This window comes from Bradyrhizobium sp. USDA 376 (assembly GCF_054063675.1).
Genome location: NZ_JBSSGN010000001.1, coordinates 8,078,799 through 8,103,127, shown reverse-complemented (window position 1 = coordinate 8,103,127; position 24,329 = coordinate 8,078,799). Strand labels below are relative to the sequence as shown.

At 63.5% G+C, this 24,329-nt stretch carries 21 protein-coding genes; 13 read left to right on the top strand and 8 right to left on the bottom strand.

From position 1 onward, the window contains the following. Positions 1 to 65: 65 nt before the first annotated feature. From ilvD to ACVJ19_RS38100, 5 genes are all read left to right on the top strand, one after another. Positions 66 to 1,760: a dihydroxy-acid dehydratase gene (gene ilvD / locus ACVJ19_RS38120; RefSeq protein WP_453954176.1), complete on the top strand. Its 1,695-nt coding sequence runs from the start codon at positions 66 to 68 to the stop codon at positions 1,758 to 1,760. Positions 1,761 to 1,880: 120 nt separating this feature from the next. Further along, complete coding sequence (locus tag ACVJ19_RS38115) at positions 1,881 to 2,726, top strand: ABC transporter ATP-binding protein (RefSeq protein WP_453954175.1); 846 nt, start codon at positions 1,881 to 1,883, stop codon at positions 2,724 to 2,726. After that, entirely contained in the window at positions 2,723 to 3,508 is a 786-nt protein-coding gene (locus ACVJ19_RS38110) for an ABC transporter permease (protein WP_453954174.1), read from the top strand. The genes ACVJ19_RS38115 and ACVJ19_RS38110 overlap by 4 nt, the downstream gene beginning before the upstream one ends. Continuing rightward, positions 3,505 to 4,272 carry an ABC transporter permease gene (locus ACVJ19_RS38105; RefSeq protein ID WP_453954173.1) on the top strand — a complete coding sequence of 256 codons (768 nt, stop codon included), beginning with the start codon at positions 3,505 to 3,507 and terminating at the stop codon, positions 4,270 to 4,272. The genes ACVJ19_RS38110 and ACVJ19_RS38105 overlap by 4 nt, the downstream gene beginning before the upstream one ends. Before the next feature lie 38 nt (positions 4,273 to 4,310). Then, the gene (locus ACVJ19_RS38100; protein WP_453954172.1) at positions 4,311 to 5,357 is read left to right on the top strand and encodes a peptidase M29; all 1,047 of its coding nucleotides are present in this window, start codon (positions 4,311 to 4,313) and stop codon (positions 5,355 to 5,357) included. Here ACVJ19_RS38100 and ACVJ19_RS38095 read toward each other — a convergent pair. The 5 genes from ACVJ19_RS38095 to ACVJ19_RS38075 are packed head-to-tail and all read right to left on the bottom strand — an operon-like array spanning position 5,354 to position 11,072. Further along, complete coding sequence (locus tag ACVJ19_RS38095) at positions 5,354 to 6,346, bottom strand: 3-hydroxybutyryl-CoA dehydrogenase (protein ID WP_453954171.1); 993 nt, start codon at positions 6,344 to 6,346, stop codon at positions 5,354 to 5,356. The genes ACVJ19_RS38100 and ACVJ19_RS38095 overlap by 4 nt on opposite strands. A 3-nt stretch (positions 6,347 to 6,349) precedes the next feature. Further along, entirely contained in the window at positions 6,350 to 7,438 is a 1,089-nt protein-coding gene (locus ACVJ19_RS38090) for an NAD/NADP octopine/nopaline dehydrogenase family protein (RefSeq protein ID WP_453954170.1), read from the bottom strand. Further along, positions 7,435 to 8,970, bottom strand: a complete 1,536-nt coding sequence (locus ACVJ19_RS38085) for a class I adenylate-forming enzyme family protein (RefSeq protein WP_453954169.1) — start codon at positions 8,968 to 8,970, stop codon at positions 7,435 to 7,437. Before ACVJ19_RS38085 ends, ACVJ19_RS38090 begins: the two co-directional genes overlap by 4 nt. Before the next feature lie 2 nt (positions 8,971 to 8,972). Continuing rightward, a complete protein-coding gene (locus ACVJ19_RS38080) occupies positions 8,973 to 10,262 on the bottom strand; it encodes an acyl-CoA dehydrogenase family protein (protein WP_453954168.1) in 1,290 nt (429 codons plus the stop codon). 12 nt (positions 10,263 to 10,274) lie between these two features. Continuing rightward, positions 10,275 to 11,072, bottom strand: coding sequence for an alpha/beta fold hydrolase (locus tag ACVJ19_RS38075; RefSeq protein WP_453954167.1), 798 nt, complete (start codon positions 11,070 to 11,072; stop codon positions 10,275 to 10,277). A gap of 214 nt (positions 11,073 to 11,286) precedes the next feature. Here ACVJ19_RS38075 and ACVJ19_RS38070 point away from each other — a divergent pair, with 214 nt between their 5' ends. From ACVJ19_RS38070 to ACVJ19_RS38055, 4 genes are all read left to right on the top strand, one after another. After that, entirely contained in the window at positions 11,287 to 12,048 is a 762-nt protein-coding gene (locus tag ACVJ19_RS38070; protein WP_453954166.1) for an SDR family NAD(P)-dependent oxidoreductase, read from the top strand. A gap of 39 nt (positions 12,049 to 12,087) precedes the next feature. Next, on the top strand, positions 12,088 to 12,924 hold the full coding sequence (locus tag ACVJ19_RS38065; protein ID WP_453954165.1) for an enoyl-CoA hydratase family protein: 837 nt from the start codon (positions 12,088 to 12,090) through the stop codon (positions 12,922 to 12,924). Between the two features lie 102 nt (positions 12,925 to 13,026). Further along, entirely contained in the window at positions 13,027 to 15,378 is a 2,352-nt protein-coding gene (locus ACVJ19_RS38060) for a bifunctional salicylyl-CoA 5-hydroxylase/oxidoreductase (RefSeq protein WP_453954164.1), read from the top strand. Positions 15,379 to 15,429: 51 nt separating this feature from the next. Continuing rightward, entirely contained in the window at positions 15,430 to 16,680 is a 1,251-nt protein-coding gene (locus ACVJ19_RS38055) for a flavin-dependent oxidoreductase (RefSeq protein ID WP_453954163.1), read from the top strand. 63 nt (positions 16,681 to 16,743) lie between these two features. Here the strand turns inward: ACVJ19_RS38055 and ACVJ19_RS38050 are convergent, their stop codons facing one another. Continuing rightward, a complete protein-coding gene (locus ACVJ19_RS38050) occupies positions 16,744 to 17,202 on the bottom strand; it encodes a cupin domain-containing protein (RefSeq protein WP_453954162.1) in 459 nt (152 codons plus the stop codon). Positions 17,203 to 17,229: 27 nt separating this feature from the next. Next, positions 17,230 to 18,405: an ABC transporter substrate-binding protein gene (locus tag ACVJ19_RS38045; RefSeq protein ID WP_453954161.1), complete on the bottom strand. Its 1,176-nt coding sequence runs from the start codon at positions 18,403 to 18,405 to the stop codon at positions 17,230 to 17,232. 278 nt (positions 18,406 to 18,683) lie between these two features. On the opposite strand from ACVJ19_RS38045, the gene ACVJ19_RS38040 reads away from it, so the two are divergent. From ACVJ19_RS38040 to ACVJ19_RS38030, 3 genes are all read left to right on the top strand, one after another. Next, positions 18,684 to 19,175: a MarR family winged helix-turn-helix transcriptional regulator gene (locus ACVJ19_RS38040; RefSeq protein WP_035971233.1), complete on the top strand. Its 492-nt coding sequence runs from the start codon at positions 18,684 to 18,686 to the stop codon at positions 19,173 to 19,175. A gap of 147 nt (positions 19,176 to 19,322) precedes the next feature. Continuing rightward, positions 19,323 to 21,014, top strand: a complete 1,692-nt coding sequence (locus ACVJ19_RS38035; RefSeq protein WP_453954160.1) for a benzoate-CoA ligase family protein — start codon at positions 19,323 to 19,325, stop codon at positions 21,012 to 21,014. Between the two features lie 21 nt (positions 21,015 to 21,035). Then, positions 21,036 to 21,494, top strand: a complete 459-nt coding sequence (locus tag ACVJ19_RS38030) for a RidA family protein (RefSeq protein WP_453955285.1) — start codon at positions 21,036 to 21,038, stop codon at positions 21,492 to 21,494. A 28-nt stretch (positions 21,495 to 21,522) separates the two neighbouring features. Here the strand turns inward: ACVJ19_RS38030 and ACVJ19_RS38025 are convergent, their stop codons facing one another. Continuing rightward, the gene (locus ACVJ19_RS38025; RefSeq protein ID WP_453955284.1) at positions 21,523 to 22,251 is read right to left on the bottom strand and encodes a CBS domain-containing protein; all 729 of its coding nucleotides are present in this window, start codon (positions 22,249 to 22,251) and stop codon (positions 21,523 to 21,525) included. A 210-nt stretch (positions 22,252 to 22,461) separates the two neighbouring features. Between ACVJ19_RS38025 and ACVJ19_RS38020 the strand changes: the two genes are divergently transcribed. Continuing rightward, positions 22,462 to 24,300, top strand: coding sequence for a PHA/PHB synthase family protein (locus tag ACVJ19_RS38020; protein WP_453954159.1), 1,839 nt, complete (start codon positions 22,462 to 22,464; stop codon positions 24,298 to 24,300). The last annotated feature ends 29 nt before the right edge of the window (positions 24,301 to 24,329 follow it).

Genomic DNA, 24,329 nt, shown 5'->3' with positions numbered 1-24,329 from the left:
ACCATCCGGACAATGAGATCGCAACGTTCCGGTCCGGCGGCACGTTGCATGAAGAAGATGCACGCATGAAGAAGTTGCGATCACGGGTGACGACGGACGGGCTCGACCGGGCTCCGCATCGCGCTTTCATGCGCGCGATGGGTCTCGATGACACCGCGATTGCTAGGCCGATGGTCGGCGTCGTCAGTATGAAGGGCGAGCAGACGCCCTGCAACATGACCCATGATTTCCAGGTGGCTGCAGCCAAGACGGGAATCGAGGAGGCCGGCGGGACGCCGCGCGAATTCTCCACCGTGTCGGTCTCCGACGGCATCAGCATGAATCATGAGGGAATGAAGTTTTCCTTGTTTTCGCGAGAGCTGATTGCCGACTCGATCGAAGCGGTCGTCCATGGCCTCGCCTACGATGCGCTGATCGGATACGGCGGATGCGACAAGACGCTTCCCGGCGTGATGATGGGCATGGTTCGTTGCAATGTGCCGTCCATTTTCATCTATGGCGGCAGCTCGCTACCGGGGCGCGTCGACGGGCGAACCCTCACGGTGCTCGACTCCTATGAGGCCGTCGGTAGTTTCATGACGGGCGAGATCGGCGGAGAGACGCTCGAGCGGATCGAGCGTGCTTGTCTGCCCACGATCGGTGCGTGCGCCGGCCAGTTCACGGCGAACACCATGGGGATGGTATCGGAAGCAATGGGTCTTACCATCCCCAACGTGTCGATGGTGCCTGGCGTCTACGCCGAGCGTGCGCAGATCTCGCGCCGCGCCGGACGCCTGATCATGGAGATGCTGGCCCGCGGCGGGCCGCTCCCGCGCGACATCGTGACGCGGAAATCCCTCGAGAATGGCGCGGCCATCGTGGCGGCCACAGGCGGGTCGACCAACGCTGCACTGCATTTGCCCGCGATTGCGAACGAGGCAGGCATCGCGTTCACGATCGACGACGTCGGTGAGGTCTTCGCCAGGACACCGCTGATCGGAAACCTGCGCCCCGGAGGCAAATACACGGCGAAGGACGTCTACGATATCGGCGGCGCGGCCGTCGTGATCCGCGAGCTGATTCAGAGCGGGCATATCGATGGCAGCTGCCTGACCATCACGGGCCGCACGCTCGCGGAGGAATACGGCACGGCCAATGCCCCCGATGGGGAGATCGTGTACACCGTGCGCGCGCCGATCATGCCGGATGGCGGTGTGGCGGTGCTGAAGGGAAATCTTTGTCCGGACGGCGCGGTCATCAAGGTCGCAGGTCTCAAGAGCCTGGTCTTCGAGGGTATCGCCCGCGTTTTCGAAGACGAGGAAGGCTGTGTCAAAGCGGTTCGTGACCGTAGTTACGGCGCGGGCGAGGTTCTCGTTATCCGCAATGAAGGGCCGGTCGGCGGCCCCGGCATGCGCGAGATGCTCGGCGTCACTGCGTTGATCTACGGCCAGGGCATGGGCGAGAAGGTGGCCCTGATCACCGATGGCCGATTCTCCGGTGCCACCCGCGGCATGTGCATTGGCTATGTTTCTCCCGAAGCGTTCGTGGGCGGTCCGCTGGCGCTTGTTCGCGACGGTGACAGGATCCGGATTGACGCGGCTGGCCGTCGCATGGATGTGCTGCTCGACGAGCAGGAACTCGCCGCGCGCCGACGCGACTGGAAGCCGCGACCGCCACGGCATCGGGCCGGCGCGCTGGCGAAATATGCGCGACTGGTTGGCCAAGCGCCGGGTGGAGCGGTCACGCACGAAGGCCCGGCGGAATGGCCCTGGTTCGAATGACGCGAGCCGCGGGTTGCCAAACGCAATCGTCCGTCTGGCAGGCTTCTTGCTACGCTCGTCCTGCTGGTGGATCAGCAGGTCGATTGCGTGACGTTCGCGGATGCGTGAAGTGAGAGCGGGATGAAGGTAGTGCCTTCGAGATCGAGCGAATGGGTGAGACCGGTGACGTCACAAAGGCCGGCTTCTGCGATCATCGAGATCGATAGCGTCTCACAGGTTTTCCAGACCTCGGCGCGCAAGGACCATTTGGCGCTGTCGGGCATCTCACTGACGATCGACGAAGGAGCTTTCGTTTCCATTCTCGGACCGTCCGGCTGCGGCAAGTCGACACTGCTCTACATCGTCGGAGGCTTTGTCAGCCCAACCAGTGGCGCGGCGAAGATCAAGGGGCAGGCGATCACAGGACCCGGTCCGGATCGCGGACCGGTCTTCCAGGAGTTTGCACTGTTTCCCTGGAAGACGGTGTTGGGCAATGTGATGTACGGGCCACGCCAGCAGGGTGTGCGGGCCGCGGAGGCGGACGCGCAGAGCCGGGCGCTGATTGAGATGGTCGGCCTCAAGGGCTATGAGAACTTCTATCCCAAGGAGCTGTCGGGCGGCATGAAGCAGCGCGTCGCGCTCGCCCGGACACTCGCCTACCATCCCGAAGTCCTGTTGATGGACGAGCCGTTCGGCGCGCTCGACGCTCATACCCGGACGCGTCTGCAGAACGATCTCCTGAACATCTGGGAGCGTGATCGCAAGACGGTGTTGTTCGTCACCCATTCGGTCGACGAAGCCGTCTTCCTGTCGGACAAGGTGGTGATGATGTCGAAATCGCCCGGTCGCATCCGGCAGGTCATCGATATCGATCTGCCACGGCCGCGTCGCCGCAACGAATTGCTGCTCGATCCGCGTTACCAGAAATACGTCGTGGACATCGAACGCATGTTCGACGAGAGCGACGAAGCCGGGGCGCCCTCATGATGTCGCAGGCTGCCGTGCTCAAGCGTGCCGCCCCGGTGCTTGCCTGCGTCGGGCTGTTGGCAATATGGCAGGCCGCTGCGCTGGTGCTGAAGAACGACAGCTTTCCAACGGCGATCGAGGCGATCCGCGCGATCCCGGATATCCTTGGCGACAAGGAATCCCTGATCAACATCCTGGCCTCGCTTCGTCGCATGGCGGTCGGGTTCGGCATAGCCGTGCTTGTTTCGATCCCGCTCGGTCTGTTGATGGGCCGGAGTCGGGCCGTTGCTGCTTTCTTTAACCCACTCCTGATGGTCATCTACCCAGTGCCGAAGGCGGCATTGATGCCCATTATCATGCTGTGGCTTGGCGTCGGCGACATCACAAAGACGCTGGTGATCTTCCTCGGTGTCAGCCTGCCAGTGATCTATCACAGCTTCGAGGGCGCCAAGGCCGTCGAAGAGAAGATGCTGTGGTCAGGCGCTGCGATGGGACTCTCTCCCCTGCAACGCCTGGTCCGGATCGTGCTGCCTGCTGCGCTTCCGGAGATCTTGACCGGATGCCGCACGGGATTGGTGCTGGCTCTGATCACAATGATCACCAGTGAGATGATCGCCCGGCAGTCCGGCGCGGGGAACATCCTGTTTAATGCGCTGGACATGGGTCAATACGACACAGTCTTCGCGATGATCATCATCGTGGGGGCGATGGGCATCTGCCTCGATGCGATCTTCGAGCGGATCCGCGCCAGGCTGGTGCGTTGGTCCGAGCCTCAGTTCGACATGCCGCTGAGCTTCTCATGATATCGCGCGCTTTCTCAGCAAACCTCCTTCTTGGGCTCGCGCCGATCGCGCTGGTGATCGCGCTGTGGCAGGGCCTCGTATCGTTTGGCTTTGCCCCAGCGGTTCTGCTGCCGCCACCGGGTTATGTCTTCAGCCGGCTGCTGCAGCAACTCGTGACCTGGACGTTCCAGCAGGAGATCGCGGCGACCCTGATCCGGCTGTTTGCCGGCTTTGCGATCGCGGTCGTGCTCGGCGTCAGTATTGGCATTGCCGCTGCCGCCAGTCCGGCAATCAACGCCGTGGTCCGGCCGATCGTACGGGTATTGGCGCCGTTGCCCAAGGTTGCGCTCTATCCGGCACTCCTCCTGCTGCTCGGTTTCGGCCACGGATCGAAGATCACGTTGGTGACTGCGGACGCACTTTTCCCTATTCTTTTGTCCACCTATTACGGCGCATCGACGGTCGAGCAGAAGCTGATCTGGTCGGCCATGGCGGCAGGGACGCCTCGCTACGAAATCCTGTTCAAGGTCGTATTGCCGGCGGCCATGCCGTCGATCCTGACTGGCTGCCGGATCGGCCTCGTCATTTCCTGCATCGTGGTGTTTCTGGCCGAGATGATAACGTCGACGGACGGGCTGGGCCACGCCCTGGTCACGGCGGCCCGGACGTTCCAGGCCGTCGACATGTTCGTGCCGCTGATCACGATCTCGTTGCTGGGGTTGATCTTGAACGCCCTGTTGGGCGCCGTGCGATCGTACCTCTTGCGGGGCTTCCCCGAAGCGTGATCTGACTTAACAAGAAACCACGATACCGGGAGTGAGCCATGCTGGCCGATCGCATCGAGGCAAAATGGATCGACGCATTTTGCGAGATTTTTGAGCGATGTGCCGTCAAGGCCGGTGATACCGCGGCGATCCTCTCGGAGACCCAATCGCGCGCGTTGAATGTTCATCTCGCAGAACTTGCGCTGCTGCGTATGGGCGCACGGCCGTTCCACGTGGTGATGCCGACGCCGCGCAACCGGAATATCGTTCCGGTTCGCTCGACCGGGGCGAGCGAGGCGATCCAAAAGCTCGGTCCGGTCATCACCGCCCTTCAACAGGCCGGCTTTGTCGTGGATTGCACCATCGAGGGCCTGATGCACGCGGTGGAGACGCCTGAAATCCTGAGAGCCGGCGCGCGTATCCTGGTGATCTCTAACGAGCATCCGGAGGCGTTGGAACGTATGGTGCCGGATCCGGCGTTGGAGAAGCGCGTCCGCGCCGCAGCCAAGATGCTGCGCGGAACCAAGCGCATGCGAGTGACCTCGAAGGCCGGCACGGCGCTCGACATTGATATGGTCGGTGCTTCAACGGTCGGTGTGTGGGGCTGGACTGACAAGCCCGGCACGCTGGCGCATTGGCCCGGCGGCATCGTGGTCAGCTTTCCCAAGAGCGGAACGATCAACGGCACGCTGGTAATGGCACCTGGCGACATCAATCTCACCTTCAAACGTTACCTGACCTCGCCGGTGAAGATGACGCTGAAGGACGACTATGTCGTCGAACTGGAAGGCGAGGGCACGGATGCCGCGATGATGCGCGCCTATCTCGCCGCCTGGGGCGATCGCGAGGCCTACGCCGTGTCGCATGTCGGCTTCGGCATGAATCCGGGCGCGCGTTACGAGGCGCTGTCGATGTATGACCAGCGCGATACCAACGGCACGGAGATACGTGCAGTCTCCGGTAATTTCCTGTTCTCCACCGGCGCGAACGAATTCGCCGGCCGCTACACGGCAGGACATTTCGATCTGCCGATGATGGGAACGACCATCGAGCTCGATGGCGTCGCGGTGGTCCGGGAGGGCGTGCTCCAGGACGTCTTCGGCTAGTTGCGGTCGAGCACGGGCGGGCGAGCCAGGTTGAAATGCCGGAGCAGGTCCACCATGGCCTGCAGCCGCTCGACGCGATAGGCATCGACGTCCATGCCTGAATAGTCGAGGAAGCCGGCGCCCGTGCGGAGACCGATCCGGCCCTCGTGCATGTTCTTTGAAATCACCTCGGGCGCCCGATAGCGGTCGCTGCCGAGCGCGCCCTCGAGATAGCGGCTGGCGTAGTATAAAATGTCGCCGCCGCCCCAGTCGATGAATTCGAGCAGCCCGAGCACGGCATAGCGGAAGCCGAAGCCATAGCGGATCGCCTTGTCGATTTCCTCGGCGCTCGCGACACCTTCCTCGACCATGCGCGCGGCCTCGTTCATGGCCAGCGCCTGGATGCGCGGGACGATGAAGCCGGGCGTCGCCGCGCAGACCACCGGTACCTTGCCAATGCCTTCAAGCAGCGCCTTGACCTCGTCGACGATGGCGGGATCGGTGGCCTTGCCCGGCGAAACCTCGACCAGCGGGATCAGATAGGCCGGATTGAGCCAGTGCACGTTGAGAAAGCGCCGAGGGTTCATGATAGCGCCGGAGAGATCGTCGACGAGAATCGTGGATGTCGTCGAGGCGATGATCGTGTCCGGACCGACCTGCCTCGAGGCTGCCCCCAGGACTTCTAGCTTGAGCTCGACAACTTCAGGGACACCCTCAAAGACCAATCCGGCATCGGCGAGCGCTGCGTTGCTCTGGCTGGCCGGCACCACCGACACACGAGCGATGAGGGGATCGACATCAGCCTCGGTGAGCAGCCCCAACCTTGATAGGCTAGAGAAAGTCTTCCCGACTTCGCCGAGTGCGTCCGCCTCCAGCTTGGCGAAACCTTCCGCTGAACGGGCCTTGACGTCGATCATCGTGACCGTATGCCCTGCATAGGCGAACGCGACGGCGATGCCGCGCCCCATGCGGCCAGCCCCGAGACAGGCGATGTTGGCGCGACGGGTCATCGATCAGAATCCATTGCGAAGCAGCGTCTGCAATTCGGCCTTGCTGAGATTGCCAAGGCCAAGCGTATCCAGCGTTCGGCCGCCTTGTGCGAAATCCTCGCCGCACACCGCGCCGCCGATGGCCAGAAAAGCCTTGGCCAACGGCGTGGCGACGCCCGCCAAGCCGGCGACAGAGACCAGCAGCGATAGCCCAAGCCGCAAATCCTCACGCATGTAGCGGTGCTCGGCCAGCACGATGCGTTCGCGCCAGTCGCCGGAATCGGTCAGCCGGTCGTGCGAGCCGCGGCCGTACATCCAGATCTCGCCTTCCCTCGCGTAGTGATGGGCGAGCGGGAAATGCGGCGCGCCGTAGCCGAGTGCCTCGCGCACGGCGATGCGTTCGGCGTCGAGCGCGTCGGTAACCCGGCGGATCGCGGCTTGCGTGCCTTCCTTGTGGATATCCCATTTTTCGAAATGCTCGATCGGGCCGGCGTTCATCACGATCAACGGCGGATGGATGATGGGACCCGCATTCATCAGCGCGCCGGACAGCGCATCGCCGCATGGTTCGATCGCATCGGGGAAGGCGCGTCCGATCACCTCGAGCGCGTGCGGCGCCTGGTCGAGCGGAAACACGCCGACCGGCAGCCGTTTGGCGCGGATGGTGATCGCAACCTCGAACGGCCCATGCTTGCGGGTGAGCCAAGGCAGCGTGCCGGTCTCGGCAAAGCTCACCCGGGCGTGGTTGCCGGCATCCCGTGTGGCCTGTGCGAAGATCATCGAGCCAAATGTCGCCGGCGGCAGAAACACGACCTGACCGTCCTGCAGATGTGGCGCGAGGAGCCGGGCAATGTCCGGCTGAGCGAAAGCCGGGGCAGGGCACAGGATCAGTTCGGCGCCGCTTGCCGCCTCGGCAACATCGGTCGTGACCAGCGCGAGCTTTACGTCGTGGCGGCCGTTATGATCCTTCACCAGGACGCGCGAGCCGGCGGCGCGATGTGCCGTGACCTGATCTGCGTTCCGGCGCCAGAGCCGCACCTCGTGCCCCGACAGCGCAAAATCGCCAGCGGCCGCGAAAGAGCCGTTTCCTCCACCCAGGACCTCAATCTTCACGATGCTTCTCCTTGCGCGCGCGAGCGCGCATCAAGCTGCTTCAGCAGGAAGTGCTGGACCTTACCGAGCGCCGTACGCGGCAGGTCGGTGACGAAGACGATGTCACGCGGAACCTTGTAACGCGCGAGCTGCGCCTGAAGATGCACTCTCAATTCGTCCGCTTCGAGCCGGCAGCCTGACCGCCGGATGACATAGGCGATCGGCACCTCGTCCCAGCGCGGGTCGGGCCGGCCGATCACGGCGCATTCGCTGACGTCAGGGTGCTCGAGCAGAACGCGTTCGACCTCGGCCGGATAGACGTTCTCGCCGCCGGAAATGATCATGTTCTTCTTGCGGTCACGCACCCAGAAATAGCCTTCTGCGTCGCACAGGCCGATATCGCCGGTGCGATACCAGCCATCGTGCAGCGCATCGCGTGTGGCATCCGCATTGCCCCAATACTCGAAGAACACGTTGGGGCCGCGCACCGCGATTTCGCCCGGCGTGCCTGCCGGCACTTCAGCGCCGGCTTGGTCGATCACTTTCGCTTCGCAGCAAAGGCCGGCAAGTCCGGTGGACCCCGTGCGCGAAAGATCGCCGCCAAGCCGCGTGTAGACCGCGATGGGGCAGGTTTCCGTCGAGCCGTAGACCTGAAGCACCGGGACGCCGCGCGCGACGAAGCGCTCGATCAGGTGGGGCGGCACGATGGTCGAGCCGGTGGCGACGGCCTTGAGTGAAGACAGATCGGACGCAGGCCAAGCCGGATGCTCGCTCACAGCCTGGATGATCGCGGGTACCATTACCGTCAGGGTTGGTCGTTCCTGTTCAATGGCAGCAAGCGCCGTATCCGGCGTAAACCGCGCATGGATCGTGACGGTTGCGCCCAACTGGAGCGCCGGCGTGGTCTGGATGTTGAGGCCGCCGACGTGGAAGAACGGCAGCACCGTAAGCACATGATCGTCGGACGTCATGTTGTGCATGTGCTGGCTCATGACGCCGTTCCAGAACAGCGCCTCCTGGCGCAATACGGCGCCTTTGGGCCGTCCGGTCGTTCCTGATGTGTAGACGATCAGGAGCGGGCAGGAGAGATTGGTGTGCGGGTTGCGGCCGTTGCCTTCGCCACGGGCCAGCAGGCTTTCGAATGTCGTGCCGCGAGGAGGCGTGAAATCGAAGCCGATGACGGCGGCGCCCGGCGCGATCTGCGCGAGCTCCGGGAGAACTCCCTCGAATGCCTGCTCGAGCACCAGCACCTTGGCACCCGCATCGGTGAGAATGAAGAGCTGCTCGGCGATGGCCAGCCGCCAGTTCAGCGGCACCAGCATCGCGCCGAGCCGCGCGCACGCGTAGAGCAGAACCAGATAGTCCGGCCGGTTCAGGCTGAGAATCGCAACGCGGTCGCCGCGACCGACGCCGAGCTCCTGCTTCAAGGCTGTGGCCGTTCGCTCGATGCGCGCGGCGAATGCAGCATAGCTCAGCCGTTCCCCTTCGAAGGCAATGGCTGTCTTGTCTGGCGCAAACGCCGCGTTGCGATCGATCAGACTACAGAGGTCCACCGTCAGTCGTCCGTTTCGCTGGCCTCGTACAGCGCTTCGCGCCCGATCCGGTCGAGGCAAAGCTCGGCCGTCCAGGGCAGCATCAGCGAGCCGCACCGGCTGTCGCGGTAAATGCGCTCCAGCGGCAGCGACCGGAGCATGGCCTGGCCGCCACAGGTGCGGATCGCGAGCGCGGCGAGCTCGTTTGCGCCTTCCATCACCGAATATTGCGCGGCATAGGCCCGTAACACCTGCTCCTTGCTCGGATTGGCGCGTGCTTCGGTCACGGCCTGGAACCAGATCGACTTGATCTGCTCGAGCTTGATCTGCATCTGCGCGACCGCGATCTGCTTGGTCGGATACATCCGTCGCTTGACCGGTGGCATACCCGGCACCTCGCCACGAAGATAGCGCACCGTGAAGTCATAGGCCGCTTGCGCGAGGCCCATATAGGTTGGCGACAGCGTCAGGAACATGTGCGGCCAGCGCATCGCAGCCTGAAAATAGACGCCGCGCGGCATCAGCGCCGAATCCTCCGGGACGAACACATCCTTGAACAGCAGCGTTCGCGAGACCGTGCCGCGCATGCCGAGCGGATCCCAGTCGCCGACAACGGAGACGCCTTCCGATTTTGCGGAGATCGCGAGGTAAAGCGTATTGCGGCGCGAAGCCTTCTCGCCTTCTTCGATCTCGGTGCACAGCACGCCGTAATAGTCGGCGTGGCCGGAGAGCGATGCAAAGATCTTCTTGCCGTTGACGATCCAACCACCCTCCACTGGCCTCGCTTCCGTGCCGAAGGCAACGCCGCCTGCGGCCGCCGCGCCGCCCTCGGAGAAGGGCTGCGAGTAGACCGCGCCATCCTCGACGATGCGCTTGTAGTGGATTGCGCGGCGCCGCTCGTGCTCTGCACGGGTTGCCGTATCCATGTCGAGATCATCGGCGAGGGGCCCCGACCACAGGGTCGAGCAGACGTGCATATTCCAGGTTAGCGCGGTGGCGCCGCAATAGCGGCCGATTTCGGCGGCCGCGAGTGCATAGGTCTGGTAGTTCGCGCCAAGCCCGCCATGCTTCTTGGGGACGGCAATACCGAGCAGACCGACGCGGTGCAGATCGCGATAATTCTCCGTCGGGAAGATCGCCTCGCGATCGTAGGCCGCCGCACGGCCGGCGAACACGCTCTGACCGATTTCACGGGCGCGCGTGATGATGCCAGCTTGCTCGTCGCTGAGGCGGAATGCGACGGGGTCGAAGATCGGCGCATCCAGCGCGACCTTGCCGGTTGCGCCGATAGTCTTGCTGACTTGCATGGTCATTGCGCAGTCACCTTACGCTTTGGTCGCGACGGAATTCAGGAACCGGCCGAGTGCCTCGTCAAAGGCGCGGGGCCTCTCAAGGTTGGCGAGATGGCCGACGCCGGCGAGTTCAGTGTATTCGGCGGAAGGGATGTAGGTCGCTGTCTTCGCCATCATCGGCGCGGGCGCATTGTTGTCCCTGGAGCCGGACAGCAGCAGTGTCGGCACGGAAATATCCTTGAGCGTGCTGCGCTGATCGAAGCCGATCAGGGCCAGAATCATGGCGCGGTAGCTTGCCTCCGGCACACTTCCCATGCACTCGCGTGCAAGCTCCATTCCCCTGGGATCAGGATCGTCGCCGACAAGTTCCTTCACCAGTGAAGGCGCCAGCGACTTCATCGTCTCACCGCGATCGAGCGGCCCGAGGCGCGCTGCTATGAACGATTTCTGCCAGTCGCCGTCGGCCTTGCCGAATGCTGGGCTGGTCTGCGCAAGAACGACCGCGCGCGCCAGTTTCGGCGATTGCACCAGCCATTTCTGGACGATCATGCCGCCGATGGAATGGCCGACCAGAATAGGCCTGGTCGCACCAAGCTGCTCGATGAATTGCTGGAGCGCATCGGCCAGGGCAGCGATGCTGACGCTGGCAAGCGGTGCCGATCCGCCATATCCGGGCATGTCCCAGGCGATCGCGCGGAAGCGGCTGCCGAATGTAGCCAGCTGGTGCCGCCAGGCGCGCGCCGCGCCACCGATGCCATGCAGGAAAACCAAGGGTGTCGCGCCGGGGTTGCCCGCAGCTTCATAGGCGAAGCGTCCGTCCTTTGTTATCATTGGCGCAGGCTGCGACACGCGACATCCTTTTGCTTGGCCCCGCGATGCTAACAGGCCTGTGGGGGATGGAAAGAGATAATTTTATACTTAAAGCAATTTCCGGGCCGGTCTCTGGCGCAGACTGTTCACGGCGCCGATCGGCGCTTTCGTTGCAAAAATTTGAAGTTTAAAATATATCCGAACGAGCGATCAGCAGATCCCGAGGAGCCAGCGCATGTCCGCATTGCCGCAATCGCCGCACGCGCTGGTGACCGGTGGCGGCCGCGGCATCGGCCGCGCGATCGCAGCCGCTCTCGTCGGGGCCGGCGCAACCGTAACGGTGCTCGGCCGGAACGCCGCAACTCTCGAAGAGGCGATCAAGGCGGGAGCCGCGCATTTCGCAGCCGTCGCCGACGTCTCGGATGAGATGTCGCTGAACGCCGCCATCACGGAGGCGAGTGCGCGCCAGCCGATCGATATCCTGATCGCCAACGCAGGCAGCGCCGAATCCGCGCCGTTCGTCAAATCGGACAGTGCCCTTTTCTCGCGCATGATGGACGTCAATTTCATGGGCGTGGTCCATGCCATCCGCGCGGTATTGCCGGGAATGAAGGATCGCCCCTATGGACGCATCGTGGCGGTTGCGTCGACAGCCGGCCTCAAAGGCTATGCCTATGTCAGCGCGTACACTGCGGCGAAGCACGCCGTGGTCGGGCTCGTGCGTTCGCTCGCCCTCGAGATGGCTGGCAGCAATGTGACGGTGAATGCAGTGTGCCCCGGCTTCACGGACACCGATCTCGTCGCCGGCAGCATCGAGAATATCATGAAGAAGACGGGCCGAAGTCGCGAACAGGCGATTGCGGACCTCGCCAAGCACAATCCGCAAGGACGGCTGATCACACCGCAGGAGGTGGCGGACGCCGTGCTCTGGTTGTGCGGCGAGGGCGCCGGGGCCATCACCGGGCAGGCGATCGCCGTTGCTGGCGGCGAGATCTAGCGTGGCGCAAGTTCAGAACAGGAAGGTCAAGGAGATCATATGAGCAGACCAGCCAATCCCGTGACCGTACCGCTCGCGGACTATTCGCCGCAGCACTTCCTGCTGGCTGTGGTCGACGGTGTTGCCATGGTGACGCTTAACCGTCCCGAGCGGAAGAACCCGCTGACATTCGAAAGCTACCGGGAGCTGACCGATTTCTTCCGTGCCTGCGCCTTCGACGACGCTGTCAAGTCCATCGTCGTGACTGGCGCCGGCGGCAATTTCTCGTCCGGCGGCGATGTGTTCGAGATCATCGGCCCGCTCGTCAAGATGGACACCAAGGGGCTGACGGCCTTCACCCGGATGACCGGCGATCTCGTCAAGGCGATGCGGGCTTGTCCGCAGCCGATCGTGGCCGCGGTCGAGGGCATCTGCGCGGGCGCCGGGGCGATCATCGCCATGGCCTCCGACATGCGCCTCGCTGCCAGCGGAGCAAAGGTGGCATTCCTGTTCAACAAGGTGGGCCTTGCCGGCTGCGACATGGGCGCCTGTGCCATCCTGCCGCGCATCATTGGGCAGTCCCGCGCCTCCGAGTTGCTCTATACCGGCCGGTTCATGACCGCGGAGGAGGGCGAGCGCTGGGGCTTCTTCAGCCGGATCGTCACACCCGAGCAGGTGCTGCCCCAGGCGCAGGTCCTGGCCAGGCAGGTTGCGGAAGGGCCGACCTTCGCCAACACCATGACCAAGCGGATGCTGGCGATGGAATGGGCAATGTCGGTGGAGGAGGCGATCGAGGCGGAAGCCGTCGCCCAGGCGCTGTGCATGACCACGGCGGATTTCGAGCGCGCATTCGAGGCCTTCGCCAACAAGGTCAAGCCGGTCTTCAGGGGCGACTGAGCCGGCTGCTAATATCCGCAGCCAGGCCAGCGACGGGGACTTGCGTGAAATTATTTTAGGCTTAAAATAGTTTTCATGGCCGGTTGAATTGGCGAGGCTCCCATGAAAGTCGCGATCATCGGTGGCGGACCTGCGGGTCTTTATGCGGCGATCCTGCTGAAGAAGCAGCGGCCAAGCGCCGACATCACCGTGTATGAGCGCAACCGCGCCGACGACACCTTCGGCTTCGGCGTGGTGTTCTCCGACGCCACGCTCGACAATTTCGAGAAGCACGATCTTCCGAGCTACCGCCGCATCACCCAGGAATTCGCCTACTGGGACGATATCGCCGTGCACTTCCGCGGCACCGTACACCGGGTCGGCGGCAACGGCTTTTGCGGCTGCTCGCGGCAGAAGCTGCTCCTGATCCTCCAGGAGCGTGCGCGGGAGCTTGGCGTCGCGCTGCATTTCGAGGTGGATATCGACGACGAATCCCGCTTCGCCGATGCCGATCTCATCCTGCTCGCCGATGGCATCAACAGCCGCTTTCGTGAAAAATACCTCGACCATTTCCAGCCGGAGGTCGACGTCCGCGCCAACAAGTTCGCCTGGATGGGCTCGACCAGGCCGCTTGATGCCTTCACCTTCATCTTCCAGGAAACGGAGTGGGGGCCGTTCATCGCCCATGCTTATCAGTACGAGGCGGGGCACTCGACCTGGATATTCGAGACGGATCCCGAGACGTTCGAACGCGCGGGGCTGACGGGTCTGAACGAGACCCAATCCGCAGCGCGGATGGCCGACATCTTCGGCTGGTTCCTAGATGGCCACAAGCTGCTCACCAACCGCTCGATGTGGCGGAATTTCCCGATGATCCGCAGCAAGCGCTGGGTCAGGAACAACATGGTGTTGCTCGGCGACGCCAAGGCGAGCGCGCATTTCTCGATCGGCTCGGGCACCAAGCTCGCGATGGAAGACGCAATCGCACTGGCAGAAGCAATGGAGAAGGCGCCCAGCATCAAGGCGGCGCTGGAAGTTTACGAGCACGGCCGCCGTGAGGAGGTCGAGAAGACGCAGCACGCCGCCGACGTCTCGCTGGTCTGGTTCGAGCACGTCGACCGCTTCTGGGACTTCGATCCCGTGCAGTTCGCCTTCGGCGTGATGACGCGCTCGAAGGCGATCACCTACGACAATCTCAAGCTTCGTGCGCCCGATTTTGTGGCCGAGGTCGAAAAGTCCTTCGCAAAGAAGGTTCGCAGCAGCGGCTTCGACGTCGACACCAATAAGCCCTTGGTGCCGCTGTTCCAACCGTTCCGCCTGCGTGAGATGGAGATCGCCAATCGCGCCGTGATGTCGCCGATGTGCATGTATTCGGCGAAGGAAGGTGTGCCGACCGACTTCCACCTCGTGCATTACGGCTCGCGCGCGATCGGCGGCGCCGGCCTGATCTTCACGGAGATGGCCTGCGTTAGCCGCGACGCCCGGATCACGCCCGGCTGCGCCGGCCTGTGGAATGACGAGCAGGAGATGGCGTGGCGCCGCATCGTGGATTTCGTCCACGGCAACTCGGCCGCGAAAATCTGCCTGCAAATCGGCCATGCCGGCCGCAAGGGCGCGACCAAGCTGATGTGGGACGGCATGGACCGTCCGCTGGCGGAGGGCGGCTGGGACGTGGTCTCGGCATCGCCGCTACCCTATTTCCCGGACAGCCAGGTGCCGCGCGAGCTCGATCGCGCCGGCATGAATGCGGTGAGGGACGCTTTCGTTGCGGCAGCCGAGCGCGGTGAGCGCTGCGGCTTTGATATGCTCGAATTGCACTGCGCCCACGGCTATCTGCTCGCGAGCTTCATCTCGCCACTGACGAACACCCGCACGGACGAGTATGGCGGCTCGCTCGAAAACCGCCTGCGGTTCCCGCTCGAGGTTTTTGAGGCACTGCGGGCGGTCTGGCCGTCGCATAAGCCGATGTCGGTGCGCATTTCCGCAACCGACTGGGTTGATGGCGGCATCATTGGCGACGACGCGGTGGCCATCGCCCGCGCCTTCGCCGAGGCCGGCGTCGATCTCGTCGACGTCTCGACCGGGCAGACCGTGCGCGACGCGCAGCCGGTCTACGGCCGCATGTTCCAGACCCCGTTCTCCGACCAGGTCCGCAACGAGGCGCGGGTCGCCACCATGTGCGTCGGCAACATTACGACGGCAGATCAGGCCAACACCATCTTGGCGGCCGGCCGGGCGGATCTCGTCGCGCTCGGGCGTCCGCATCTGGTCGACCCCTTCTTCACCATGAAGGCGGCGGCCTGGTACGGGGCAAACGACGCCTTCTGCCCCCCGCAATATCTGCCCGGAAAAGATCAGATTTTCCGCAACAGCGTGCGCGACCGGCAGGATCTCGACGAGCTGAGAATTAAGGCTAAGCCCAAGACCCGGGCCGAGCTGAAGGCGGAGGCGACAAAGCCGCTTGCGGCGGAGTGACCGCCCGTGCGACGTTAACCCATTGCCTGTGTTTCGAGTGGAGTTTGGGTGATGAAGGCGATTATCGTCGGTGGCGGTATCGGAGGTCTCACCACGGCATTGATGCTGCGCTCGCGCGGCGTTGATTGCGAGGTCTTCGAACAGGCCGAGACCATCCGCGAGCTCGGTGTCGGTATCAACACGCTGCCGCACGCCATGCGTGAGCTCGCCGGCCTTGGGCTGCTCCAGAAGCTCGACGACGTCGCGATCCGCACCGACCAGCTCTACTACCTCAATCGCCACGGCCAGGAGGTCTGGCGCGAAGCCCGCGGTATCGACGCCGGCCACGACGTGCCGCAATTCTCGATCCACCGCGGCCGCCTTCAGGGCGTCATCCACCGTGCCGTCGAGGAGCGACTCGGCGCGGACGCGATCCACACCGGATGTCGGCTCGGTGCCTTCACGCAGGACGAGGGCGGCGTCACGGCCTACTTCTTCGATCGTGCCGGCGCGCACATCCACACGGCGCGTGGCGATATCCTGATCGGTGCCGACGGCATACACTCCCGCGTTCGCGAGACGCTGTTTCCCAACGAGGGCCCGCCCTGCTGGAACGGTTTGATGCTGTGGCGCGGTGCGCGCGACTGGCCGTTGTTCCTCACCGGCAAGTCGATGATCGTGGCCGGCGGCCTCAACGCCAAGGTGGTGATCTATCCGATCGCGGAGGGATCGAGTCCCGCAAGCCGTCTGACCAATTGGGCGGTGCTGGTGAAGGTCGGTGAAGGCAATGCCCCGCCCCCGCGGAAGGAGGATTGGTCGCGGCCGGGCCGCCGCGAGGAGCTGATGCCGCATGTGGCGCGCTTCTCGGTGCCTTATATCGACGTCAAGAGCCTGATCTCGGCAACACCTGAATTCTACGAATATCCGACCTGCGACCGCGATCCCTTGCCATACTGGTCGTCCGGGCGCGTCACGCTGCTCGGCGATGCCGCGCATCCGATGTACCCGGTCGGCTCCAACGGCGCATCGCAGGCGATCCTCGATGCGCGGTGCCTCGCGGATGCGCTGGTGCGTGCCGAGCATCCGCGCCAGGCGCTGGTCGAATATGAGAAGAAGCGCCTGCCGATGACCGCAGACATCGTCCGCTCCAACCGCCGCGGCGGCCCGGAGGGCGTCATCGATGCCGTCGAGCAGCTCGCGCCCGATGGCTTCGACAATGTCGATAACGTGCTGAGCTATTCCCAGCGCGAGGCGATCGTGCGTGGCTACGCTACAAAGGCAGGCTTCGCCGCAGTGCCAGGACTTGCGGCAGTGCGTGCTTGATGCACTTCTGATTGAGCATGCCCCTTCCGGAAAACCGCTTCACACTTTTCCGGGGGCATGCTGTTAGCCGGCGCCGGGAGGCGGCGGCAGGAAGTGGACATTGAACTCGGCGGCCATCGCCACCACGTCCTCGGGCTTCTGTTCCTTCATGTTGTGAAGGCCCCAGAACAGGTCGAACAGCTTGCGGCTCGGCGAGACCCAGAACAGCACCTTTGCGGTCTGCTCCGATTTGTTGAAAATGCCGTGCGGCACGCCCATGCCGAGACGGATCAGGTCGCCCGCAGTCGCCTGCGCCTCCGAATTGCCGAGCACGAAGTCGAGCTTGCCCTCCAGCATATAGAGATATTCATCCTGGTCGGGATGGATGTGTGGCGGCACGAACGTGCCCGGCGGCAGCGTCGCGTGCCAGGAGAAGCTGTTCTCGGCATAGCTCTTCGGCACGTAAGTTTGGCCGAGGATGTTCCAGGAAATGCCCTGGATTCCCTCATTGGCCCGCGTGATGCCGGTGATTTCGCTCTTCATTGCAGTCCTCCCGTAACGCGATGCGGCTTAGTTCGCCGCCTTGCAATCCTTGGCATAGCGGTCGCCGTAATTCTCGAAGACCTTCTGGACGATCTCGGTCTGGAACTTGCCGTCCGGACGCTTGGCGACCTTGGTCAGGTAGAAATCCTGGATCGGATAGCCGTTGGTGTTGAACTTGAAAGCGCCACGCAGCGAGGTGAAATCCGCCTTCTTCAGCGCGGCTCCGACAGCGTCCTTGTTCGAGAGGTCGCCTTTCACGCTCCAGATGGCGCTGTCGATCAGCATCGCGGTATCATAGGCCTGGAATGCGTAAGTGCCGGGCACAACGCTGTAGGCAGCCTCATAGGTCGCGACGAACTTCTTGTTCTGGGGATTGTCGAGATTGGGCGCCCAGTTCGCGCCGCCGAACATGCCGACGGCCGCGTCCTGCTGTGCCGGCAGGGTCGATTCATCCACCGTGAACGCCGAGAGCACCGGAATGCTGTCGGCGAGGCCCGCCTGGCGGTACTGCTTGACGAGATTGACACCGAGGCCGCCCGGCATGAACGTGAACAGCGCGTCGGGCTTCTGCGAGGAGATCTTGGACAGCTCCGGCTGGAAATCGAGCGTGTTCAGCGGCATGTAGGATTCTTCGACGATCTCGCCCTTGTAGTCGAGCTTGAAGCCGGCGACCGAGTCCTTGCCGGCCTGATAGTTCGGCACCATCAGATACATGCGCTTGTAGCCGCGATCCTGGGCGACCTTGCCGAGGATCTCGTGGACCTGGTCGTTCTGATACGACGTCACGTAGAAGAACGGATTGCAGTCCTTGCCGGCAAAGGTCGAGGGGCCGGCATTGGGGCTGATCAGGAACACTTTCGATTCCGTCACGGGACGGTGGATCGCCTGGAGGATGTTGGAGAAGATCGGGCCGACCACGAAATCGACCTTCTCGCGCTCGAGCAGGCCCTTGACCTTGGTCACCGCCGCGTCCGGCTTGAGCTCGTCGTCGACCACCACGACCTCGACATCGCGCCCCCCCATCTTGCTGCCGAGGTCCTTCACCGCGAGCGCAAAGCCGTCGCGAACCTGCTGGCCGAGCGCGGCGGCGGGCCCCGACAGGGTCACGATCACACCGAGCTTGATCTTGTCCTGGGCGAGGGCAGGGCTCATCGCGGTGCCGAGCAGCACGGTGGCTGCGGCCAAGGTCAATTGCATTTTCATCGTTTGTCCCTCGTGACATCAGGGCCTGCGCAGCAAGCCGCGTACTCCAATCCAAGCTTATGCCGATGATGGCTGCCGCGGCAAGCAAGGCTCAAGACGTCGCCATCCCGCGGCACAGCGCGCATGCAAGCGGCGCGCCAATTATTTGAAGCCTAAAGAAATCGGCGTGCGGTCGATTGCTGCAGCTTTGGACTTGCGGCCGGCTTCAATTTATTTGAAGCTCAAAACGTTGGGGAATCCGTGCCGGCGCCAATGCCTGCCGTCAATGACTGCACCAGATGCTTGATTCCGAGACCAAGGCCGTCGAGACGCCGGAGGACCATGCCGAGGAGCTCCGGCTGTGGCTGCGCTTGTTGACCTGCACCACCCTGATCGAGGGTGAGGTGCGCGGCCGGCTGCGGCAGCGCTTCGACGTCACGCTGCCCCGGTTCGACCTGATGGCGCAGCTCGACAAGGCGCCCGACGGCATGACGCTGTCCGACGTCTCCAAACGCATGATGGTCTCCAACGGCAATGTCACCGGTCTCGTCGAGCGTCTGGTGGAATCAGGCCATCTCGACCGGCGCACCTCGGAGACCGACCGCCGCGTCCAGGTGATCCGCCTGACAAAGCTCGGTCGCGCCGAGTTTCGCAGGATGGCCGCGGAACACGAGACCTGGATCGCCGATCTCTTCGCCGACCTGACGCCGAAGGACGTGCGCGAACTGATGCGCCTCCTCGCCAAGACCAAGGCATCGGCGCAGAAATCGGCCGCACGCCGCCGGCCCTAGGACCACGGTCGGCCGGTCTTCCAATCCACTTTGCCGCAGCAAAATGCACGGGATGCCCAAAATCCGCTATTGCGCCAAATTGTTTTAAGCCTAAAATGTTTCCCAGATAGTGCTGCCGGGTGCTTTCCATGCGCAAAGGAGCGTGCGATGGCCAACGCCGCCAAGGTTCAAGCGTCGGGCTCGTATGACGGCAACGCCGCGACGGCCCATGTCGATACATTCGCGCGGCAGCATCTGCCGCCGCGCGAGCTCTGGCCCGAATTCATCTTCACGCGGCCGGAGCTGCACTATCCGCCACGATTGAACTGCGTCAGCTATTTTCTCGATCGGTGGGTGGAGCAGGGCCACGGCGATGCGCCTTGCGTCATCAGTCCCGCCGTGAGCTACACCTATCGCGAGCTGCAGGCGCTCGTGAACCGCATCGCCAACGTTCTGGTTGGCAAGCTCGGCCTCGTCACCGGCGGGCGTGTGCTGCTGCGCTCGGCCAACAATCCGATGATGGTCGCAACCTACCTCGCCGTGATCAAGGCCGGCGGAATTTGCGTGGCGACGATGCCGCTGCTGCGCGCCAAGGAGTTGTCCTATCCGATCCAGAAGGCGGAGATCACGCTGGCGCTCTGCGACGGAAAGCTCGCCGACGAGATGGAGAAGGCGAAGCTAGCTGCGCCCGGCCTCAAGCGGGTCGTCTATTGGGGTAATGGCGCGCCCGACTCGCTCGAGGCGCTGATCGCCGATGCCAGCCCCGAGTTCACAGCTGTCGATACCGCGTCCGACGATATCTGCCTGATCGCCTTCACATCTGGCACAACAGGCGACCCCAAGGGCACCATGCATTTCCACCGCGACATGCTGGCGGTCTGCGACGGCTACGCGCGCAACATCCTGCGCGCCGAGCAGAAGGATCGCTTCGTCGGCTCGGCGCCGCTCGCCTTCACCTTCGGCTTCGGCGGCGTGTTGTTTCCGATGCACATCGGGGCTTCTTTCGTGGTGCTGGAAAAGACGACGCCGGACGACATGCTGACGGCGATCGAGCAGTACAAGACCACGGTCTGCTTCACCGCGCCGACCGCGTATCGGGCGATGATCGGCAAGCTCGCGGGCCGCGACATTTCCTCGCTTCGGAAGTGCGTCTCGGCTGGTGAGACATTGCCAAAACCGACATTCGATGCCTGGCTCAAGGCCACCGGCATCAAGCTGATGGACGGTATCGGCTCGACAGAACTGCTGCACATCTTCATCAGCGCGACCGAGGATGAGATCCGCCCGGGCGCCACAGGCAAGCCGGTACCGGGCTATGAAGCGAAGATCGTGGACGACGCGGGCAACGACGTCCCGTCGGGCACGATGGGACGTCTCGCGGTGCGAGGACCGACCGGGTGCCGCTACCTCGCTGACGAGCGCCAGCGCAAATACGTCCAGAATGGCTGGAACATCACCGGCGACACCTATCTGATGGATAGCGACGGCTATTTCTGGTACCAGTCGCGCTCCGACGACATGATCGTGTCGGCCGGCTACAACATCGCAGGCACCGACGTCGAGGCAGCGCTGCTGACGCACCCTTCTGTCGTTGAGTGCGGTGTGGTCGGTGCGCCCGACGAGGCGCGTGGGATGATCGTGAAGGCCTATGTCATCGCCGCGCCCGGCGTGACGCCGGACGCTCAGCTCGCAGCCGAGTTGCAGGAGCATGTCAAACGCGAGATCGCGCCGTACAAATATCCGCGCGCAATCGAGTTTGTGACGCAGTTGCCGAAGACCGAGACCGGCAAGTTGAAACGTTTTGCCCTGCGACAGCTCGCGCAGGCCGCAGCGACGTCCTCGGGCGTCGCGGCAGAATGAGAGAAGGATAGAGAATTGTCCGTGACGACGCCGAAAGGCCCGCAGCTTGCGGTGCTGCCGACTGTCGATGAGAATGACACAGGTTCGGTGGCGCAGATCCTCCAGCCGTCCGGTTGGCCGGTGCCGAAAGGCTATGCCAACGGCATGGCTGCCGAAGGCCGGATCGTCGTCACCGGAGGCGTGATCGGCTGGGATGCCGACGAACGGCTCGCCGACGGATTCGTCGCGCAGGTTCACCAGACCCTGAGCAACATCGCCGCGATTCTGAATGAGGCCGGCGCACGCCCCGAACACCTCGTGCGCCTCACCTGGTACGTCGTCGATATGGACGAATACCTGGCGAACCTGAAGGAGCTCGGCAGGGTCTATCGCGCCGTCTTCGGTGCGCATTATCCGGCGATGGCGCTGGTCCAGGTCGTGCGGCTTGTCGAGAAGGCGGCTCGCGTCGAGATCGAGGCCACCGCCGTCATCCCACGCTGAGCCGCGTTCACTCCTTCAGTTCGCCTCGTCAGCTTGCCTTGGCGAGATCGTCGTCTTCAGGTGAGTTCAGATAGACGCCGGACATGGTGTCGACCCAGCACAAATGGTCGTGCACCTTCTTCACGCCTTCGACGGTCTCCGCCGCGACGACCGCGGCCTGCCGCGCGCGTTCTTCGGTGATGACGCCGCTGAGGTGAACGATGCCGTCACGGACGATGACGTTGAGGCCGAACGGGCACCAGTCGTTCTTCTCCATGGCATCGATAATGCGGCTGCGAATGTGATCGTCGTCGGCCGTCGGATCCGGCACGTCCCGGGCGAGCCCTGCGACTGCCTGCAACAGATTGGCGCGGGACACGATCCCGACGACCATGTCGCCACGCACAACTGGCAGGCGCTTGACGTTGTTCCGCTCCATGAGATCGACGATCTCCGCAAGCGCCGTATCTTCGGTGATGGTCACGGGCGAGGGGGTCATCACCTCGGCAACCTTACGGCCGTGTTCTTGGACGAAGTCGCTGGCCGACGTTCCCGGACCCAGGATGAACCGCAACCAGCGACCCCGCTTGCGCCCGGTGCCGATTTCGCTGCGGCGGATGAAATCGCCTTCCGAGACGACGCCGACCAGCCTGCCGGCCTCGTCGACCACCGTGAGGCCGCTGACGTGCCGCTTCAGCATGATGTTCGCCGCCTCCACGATGCTGGTGTCGGGGGTGACCGAGATGACCGACCGGGTCATGATCTGATGGGCGCGCATGGAAAACTCCGCTGGCATGTCGAATTTCAATGCGCAAAACCTAGTCCGGCCGTCGGGGTGCGGTTTGACCCAGGTCAAGCGGACAAGGCCGTCTTCTCCTGATTGAGCAATCGTGATCCGTGCCGGGATTTGATGCAGCTCAACGCGCATAGGGAGCGTCGCCATATCCTGCTGCCGGCGTAGAACAGAGGCCCGCAGGAACATTGAGCCATGAGCGTCGTGAAGATATTTCCACGGGCCGAAGAGGCGCCGCAAGCTCGCCCGGCTACCCTGGCTGACGAGGCCTCCGCGGCGATCGCCGAAAAAGTCCCGGGGATGCCGGTTGCCGCCAACCCCCCGCCCGTATCAGAGCCATATCCTCTTGACCGCGCGTTTCACGCCATGCTGGCGCGTTTCACGGGCGGGATTTCGCCGGTGGCCTTGTCGCTGGCCTGGCTCGATTGGGGCGCGCATCTTGCGGCGGCGCCACAGCGCCAGATGGAAATTTCCCGCAACATTCTCCGCGATACCGGCCGGCTCCTCAAAGCTGCCGCGCATGCGACGTCGCAAAAGCCGTGGTCCGTGATCGAGCCGCAAGGACGCGATCGTCGCTTCAAGGGCCGACAATGGGAAGCCGCGCCGTTCAATCTGCTCGCGCAGGCGTTTCTGCTCACCGAGCGCTGGTGGCGCGATGCCACGACCGGCATACGCGGCGTGTCCCACACAAATGAAGCCATCGTCGAGTTCTCGATGCGCCAGATGCTCGACATGCTGGCACCCTCCAACTTCGCGGCCACCAATCCGCAGGTTCTGGAAAAAGCGTTCCAGAGCGGCGGAGAGAATTTTGTGTTCGGCTGGCAAAACTGGTGCAGCGATTTGATGCGCCTGCTCTCCGCCTCGAATCCGGTTGGCGACGATCAGTTTGTCGTCGGCAAGATGGTGGCGGCCTCGCCCGGCAAGGTCGTCTACCGCAACGGCCTGATCGAGCTGATCCAGTACCATCCGACGACCGCGCAGGTGCGGCCGGAGCCAATTCTGATCGTGCCGGCGTGGATCATGAAATACTACATCCTCGATCTCTCGCCGCAGAATTCCCTGGTCAAATATCTGACCGGTCAAGGCTTCACCGTCTTCGCGATCTCCTGGCGCAATCCGGATGCGAACGACCGGGATGTGGCCTTCGACGACTATCGCAAGCTGGGCGTGATGGCCGCATTGGACATGGTCGGTCGGATCGTGCCGGGCCGGAAGATCCACGCGCTCGGCTACTGTCTGGGAGGCACTTTGCTGTCGATCGCCGCTGCCGCCATGGGACGCGACGGCGATAGCCGTCTCGGCACCATCACGCTGCTCGCCGCGCAGACCGACTTCACCGAAGCCGGCGAATTGACGCTCTTCATCAACGAGAGCCAGGTTGCCTTCCTCGAAGACATGATGTGGCAGCGCGGCTATCTCGACACGACACAGATGGCCGGCGCGTTCCAGCTGCTGCGCTCCAACGAGCTGATCTGGTCGCGGCTGTCGCATGACTATCTGATGGGCGAGGCCTCGCCGTCGAGCGACCTCATGGCCTGGAACGCCGACGCCACGCGGCTGCCCTATCGCATGCACTCGGAGTATCTGCGAAAACTGTTCCTCGACAACGATCTGGCCGCCGGCCGCTATCGCGTCGAAGGCAGGAGCGTCTCGCTGTCCGACATTCACACGCCGATGTTCGTGGTCGGCACGCTTACAGATCATGTCGCGCCGTGGCGATCCGTCTACAAGATCCATTACCAGGTCGATGCCGACGTGACGTTCCTGTTGACCAGCGGCGGTCACAATGCCGGCGTCGTCGCGCCTCCTGGCGAGTCCTGGCACAACTACCAGGTCAAGACCAAGGCCGCGGACGCGCCTTACGTCGGTCCGGAGGAGTGGCTGAAGCTGGCACCGCATGTTGAGGGATCGTGGTGGCCGGAATGGGCGCAATGGCTGGCGGCGCGCTCAGGCGCGCCCTGCGATCCTCCGTCGATCGGGGGCGGAGACATTGACGGCCTGCCCGACGCGCCGGGCGACTACGTCCAAACCTAGAGCCCCATTCCGAATGAATCGGAACGGGC

What these genes read in the sequence shown, in the direction of transcription:
- ACVJ19_RS38095 (WP_453954171.1), bottom strand. Translation starts at nt 6,346, where the DNA reads ATGACCCGTCGCGCCAACATCGCCTGTCTCGGGGCTGGCCGCATGGGG.
- ACVJ19_RS38100 (WP_453954172.1), top strand. Translation starts at nt 4,311, where the DNA reads ATGCTGGCCGATCGCATCGAGGCAAAATGGATCGACGCATTTTGCGAG.
- ACVJ19_RS38035 (WP_453954160.1), top strand. Translation starts at nt 19,323, where the DNA reads ATGGCCAACGCCGCCAAGGTTCAAGCGTCGGGCTCGTATGACGGCAAC.
- ACVJ19_RS38065 (WP_453954165.1), top strand. Translation starts at nt 12,088, where the DNA reads ATGAGCAGACCAGCCAATCCCGTGACCGTACCGCTCGCGGACTATTCG.
- ACVJ19_RS38055 (WP_453954163.1), top strand. Translation starts at nt 15,430, where the DNA reads ATGAAGGCGATTATCGTCGGTGGCGGTATCGGAGGTCTCACCACGGCA.
- ACVJ19_RS38025 (WP_453955284.1), bottom strand. Translation starts at nt 22,251, where the DNA reads ATGCGCGCCCATCAGATCATGACCCGGTCGGTCATCTCGGTCACCCCC.
- ACVJ19_RS38075 (WP_453954167.1), bottom strand. Translation starts at nt 11,072, where the DNA reads ATGATAACAAAGGACGGACGCTTCGCCTATGAAGCTGCGGGCAACCCC.
- ACVJ19_RS38045 (WP_453954161.1), bottom strand. Translation starts at nt 18,405, where the DNA reads ATGAAAATGCAATTGACCTTGGCCGCAGCCACCGTGCTGCTCGGCACC.
- ACVJ19_RS38115 (WP_453954175.1), top strand. Translation starts at nt 1,881, where the DNA reads ATGAAGGTAGTGCCTTCGAGATCGAGCGAATGGGTGAGACCGGTGACG.
- ACVJ19_RS38060 (WP_453954164.1), top strand. Translation starts at nt 13,027, where the DNA reads ATGAAAGTCGCGATCATCGGTGGCGGACCTGCGGGTCTTTATGCGGCG.
- ACVJ19_RS38070 (WP_453954166.1), top strand. Translation starts at nt 11,287, where the DNA reads ATGTCCGCATTGCCGCAATCGCCGCACGCGCTGGTGACCGGTGGCGGC.
- ACVJ19_RS38020 (WP_453954159.1), top strand. Translation starts at nt 22,462, where the DNA reads ATGAGCGTCGTGAAGATATTTCCACGGGCCGAAGAGGCGCCGCAAGCT.
- ACVJ19_RS38110 (WP_453954174.1), top strand. Translation starts at nt 2,723, where the DNA reads ATGATGTCGCAGGCTGCCGTGCTCAAGCGTGCCGCCCCGGTGCTTGCC.
- ACVJ19_RS38050 (WP_453954162.1), bottom strand. Translation starts at nt 17,202, where the DNA reads ATGAAGAGCGAAATCACCGGCATCACGCGGGCCAATGAGGGAATCCAG.
- ACVJ19_RS38105 (WP_453954173.1), top strand. Translation starts at nt 3,505, where the DNA reads ATGATATCGCGCGCTTTCTCAGCAAACCTCCTTCTTGGGCTCGCGCCG.
- ACVJ19_RS38080 (WP_453954168.1), bottom strand. Translation starts at nt 10,262, where the DNA reads ATGACCATGCAAGTCAGCAAGACTATCGGCGCAACCGGCAAGGTCGCG.
- ACVJ19_RS38040 (WP_035971233.1), top strand. Translation starts at nt 18,684, where the DNA reads ATGCTTGATTCCGAGACCAAGGCCGTCGAGACGCCGGAGGACCATGCC.
- ilvD (WP_453954176.1), top strand. Translation starts at nt 66, where the DNA reads ATGAAGAAGTTGCGATCACGGGTGACGACGGACGGGCTCGACCGGGCT.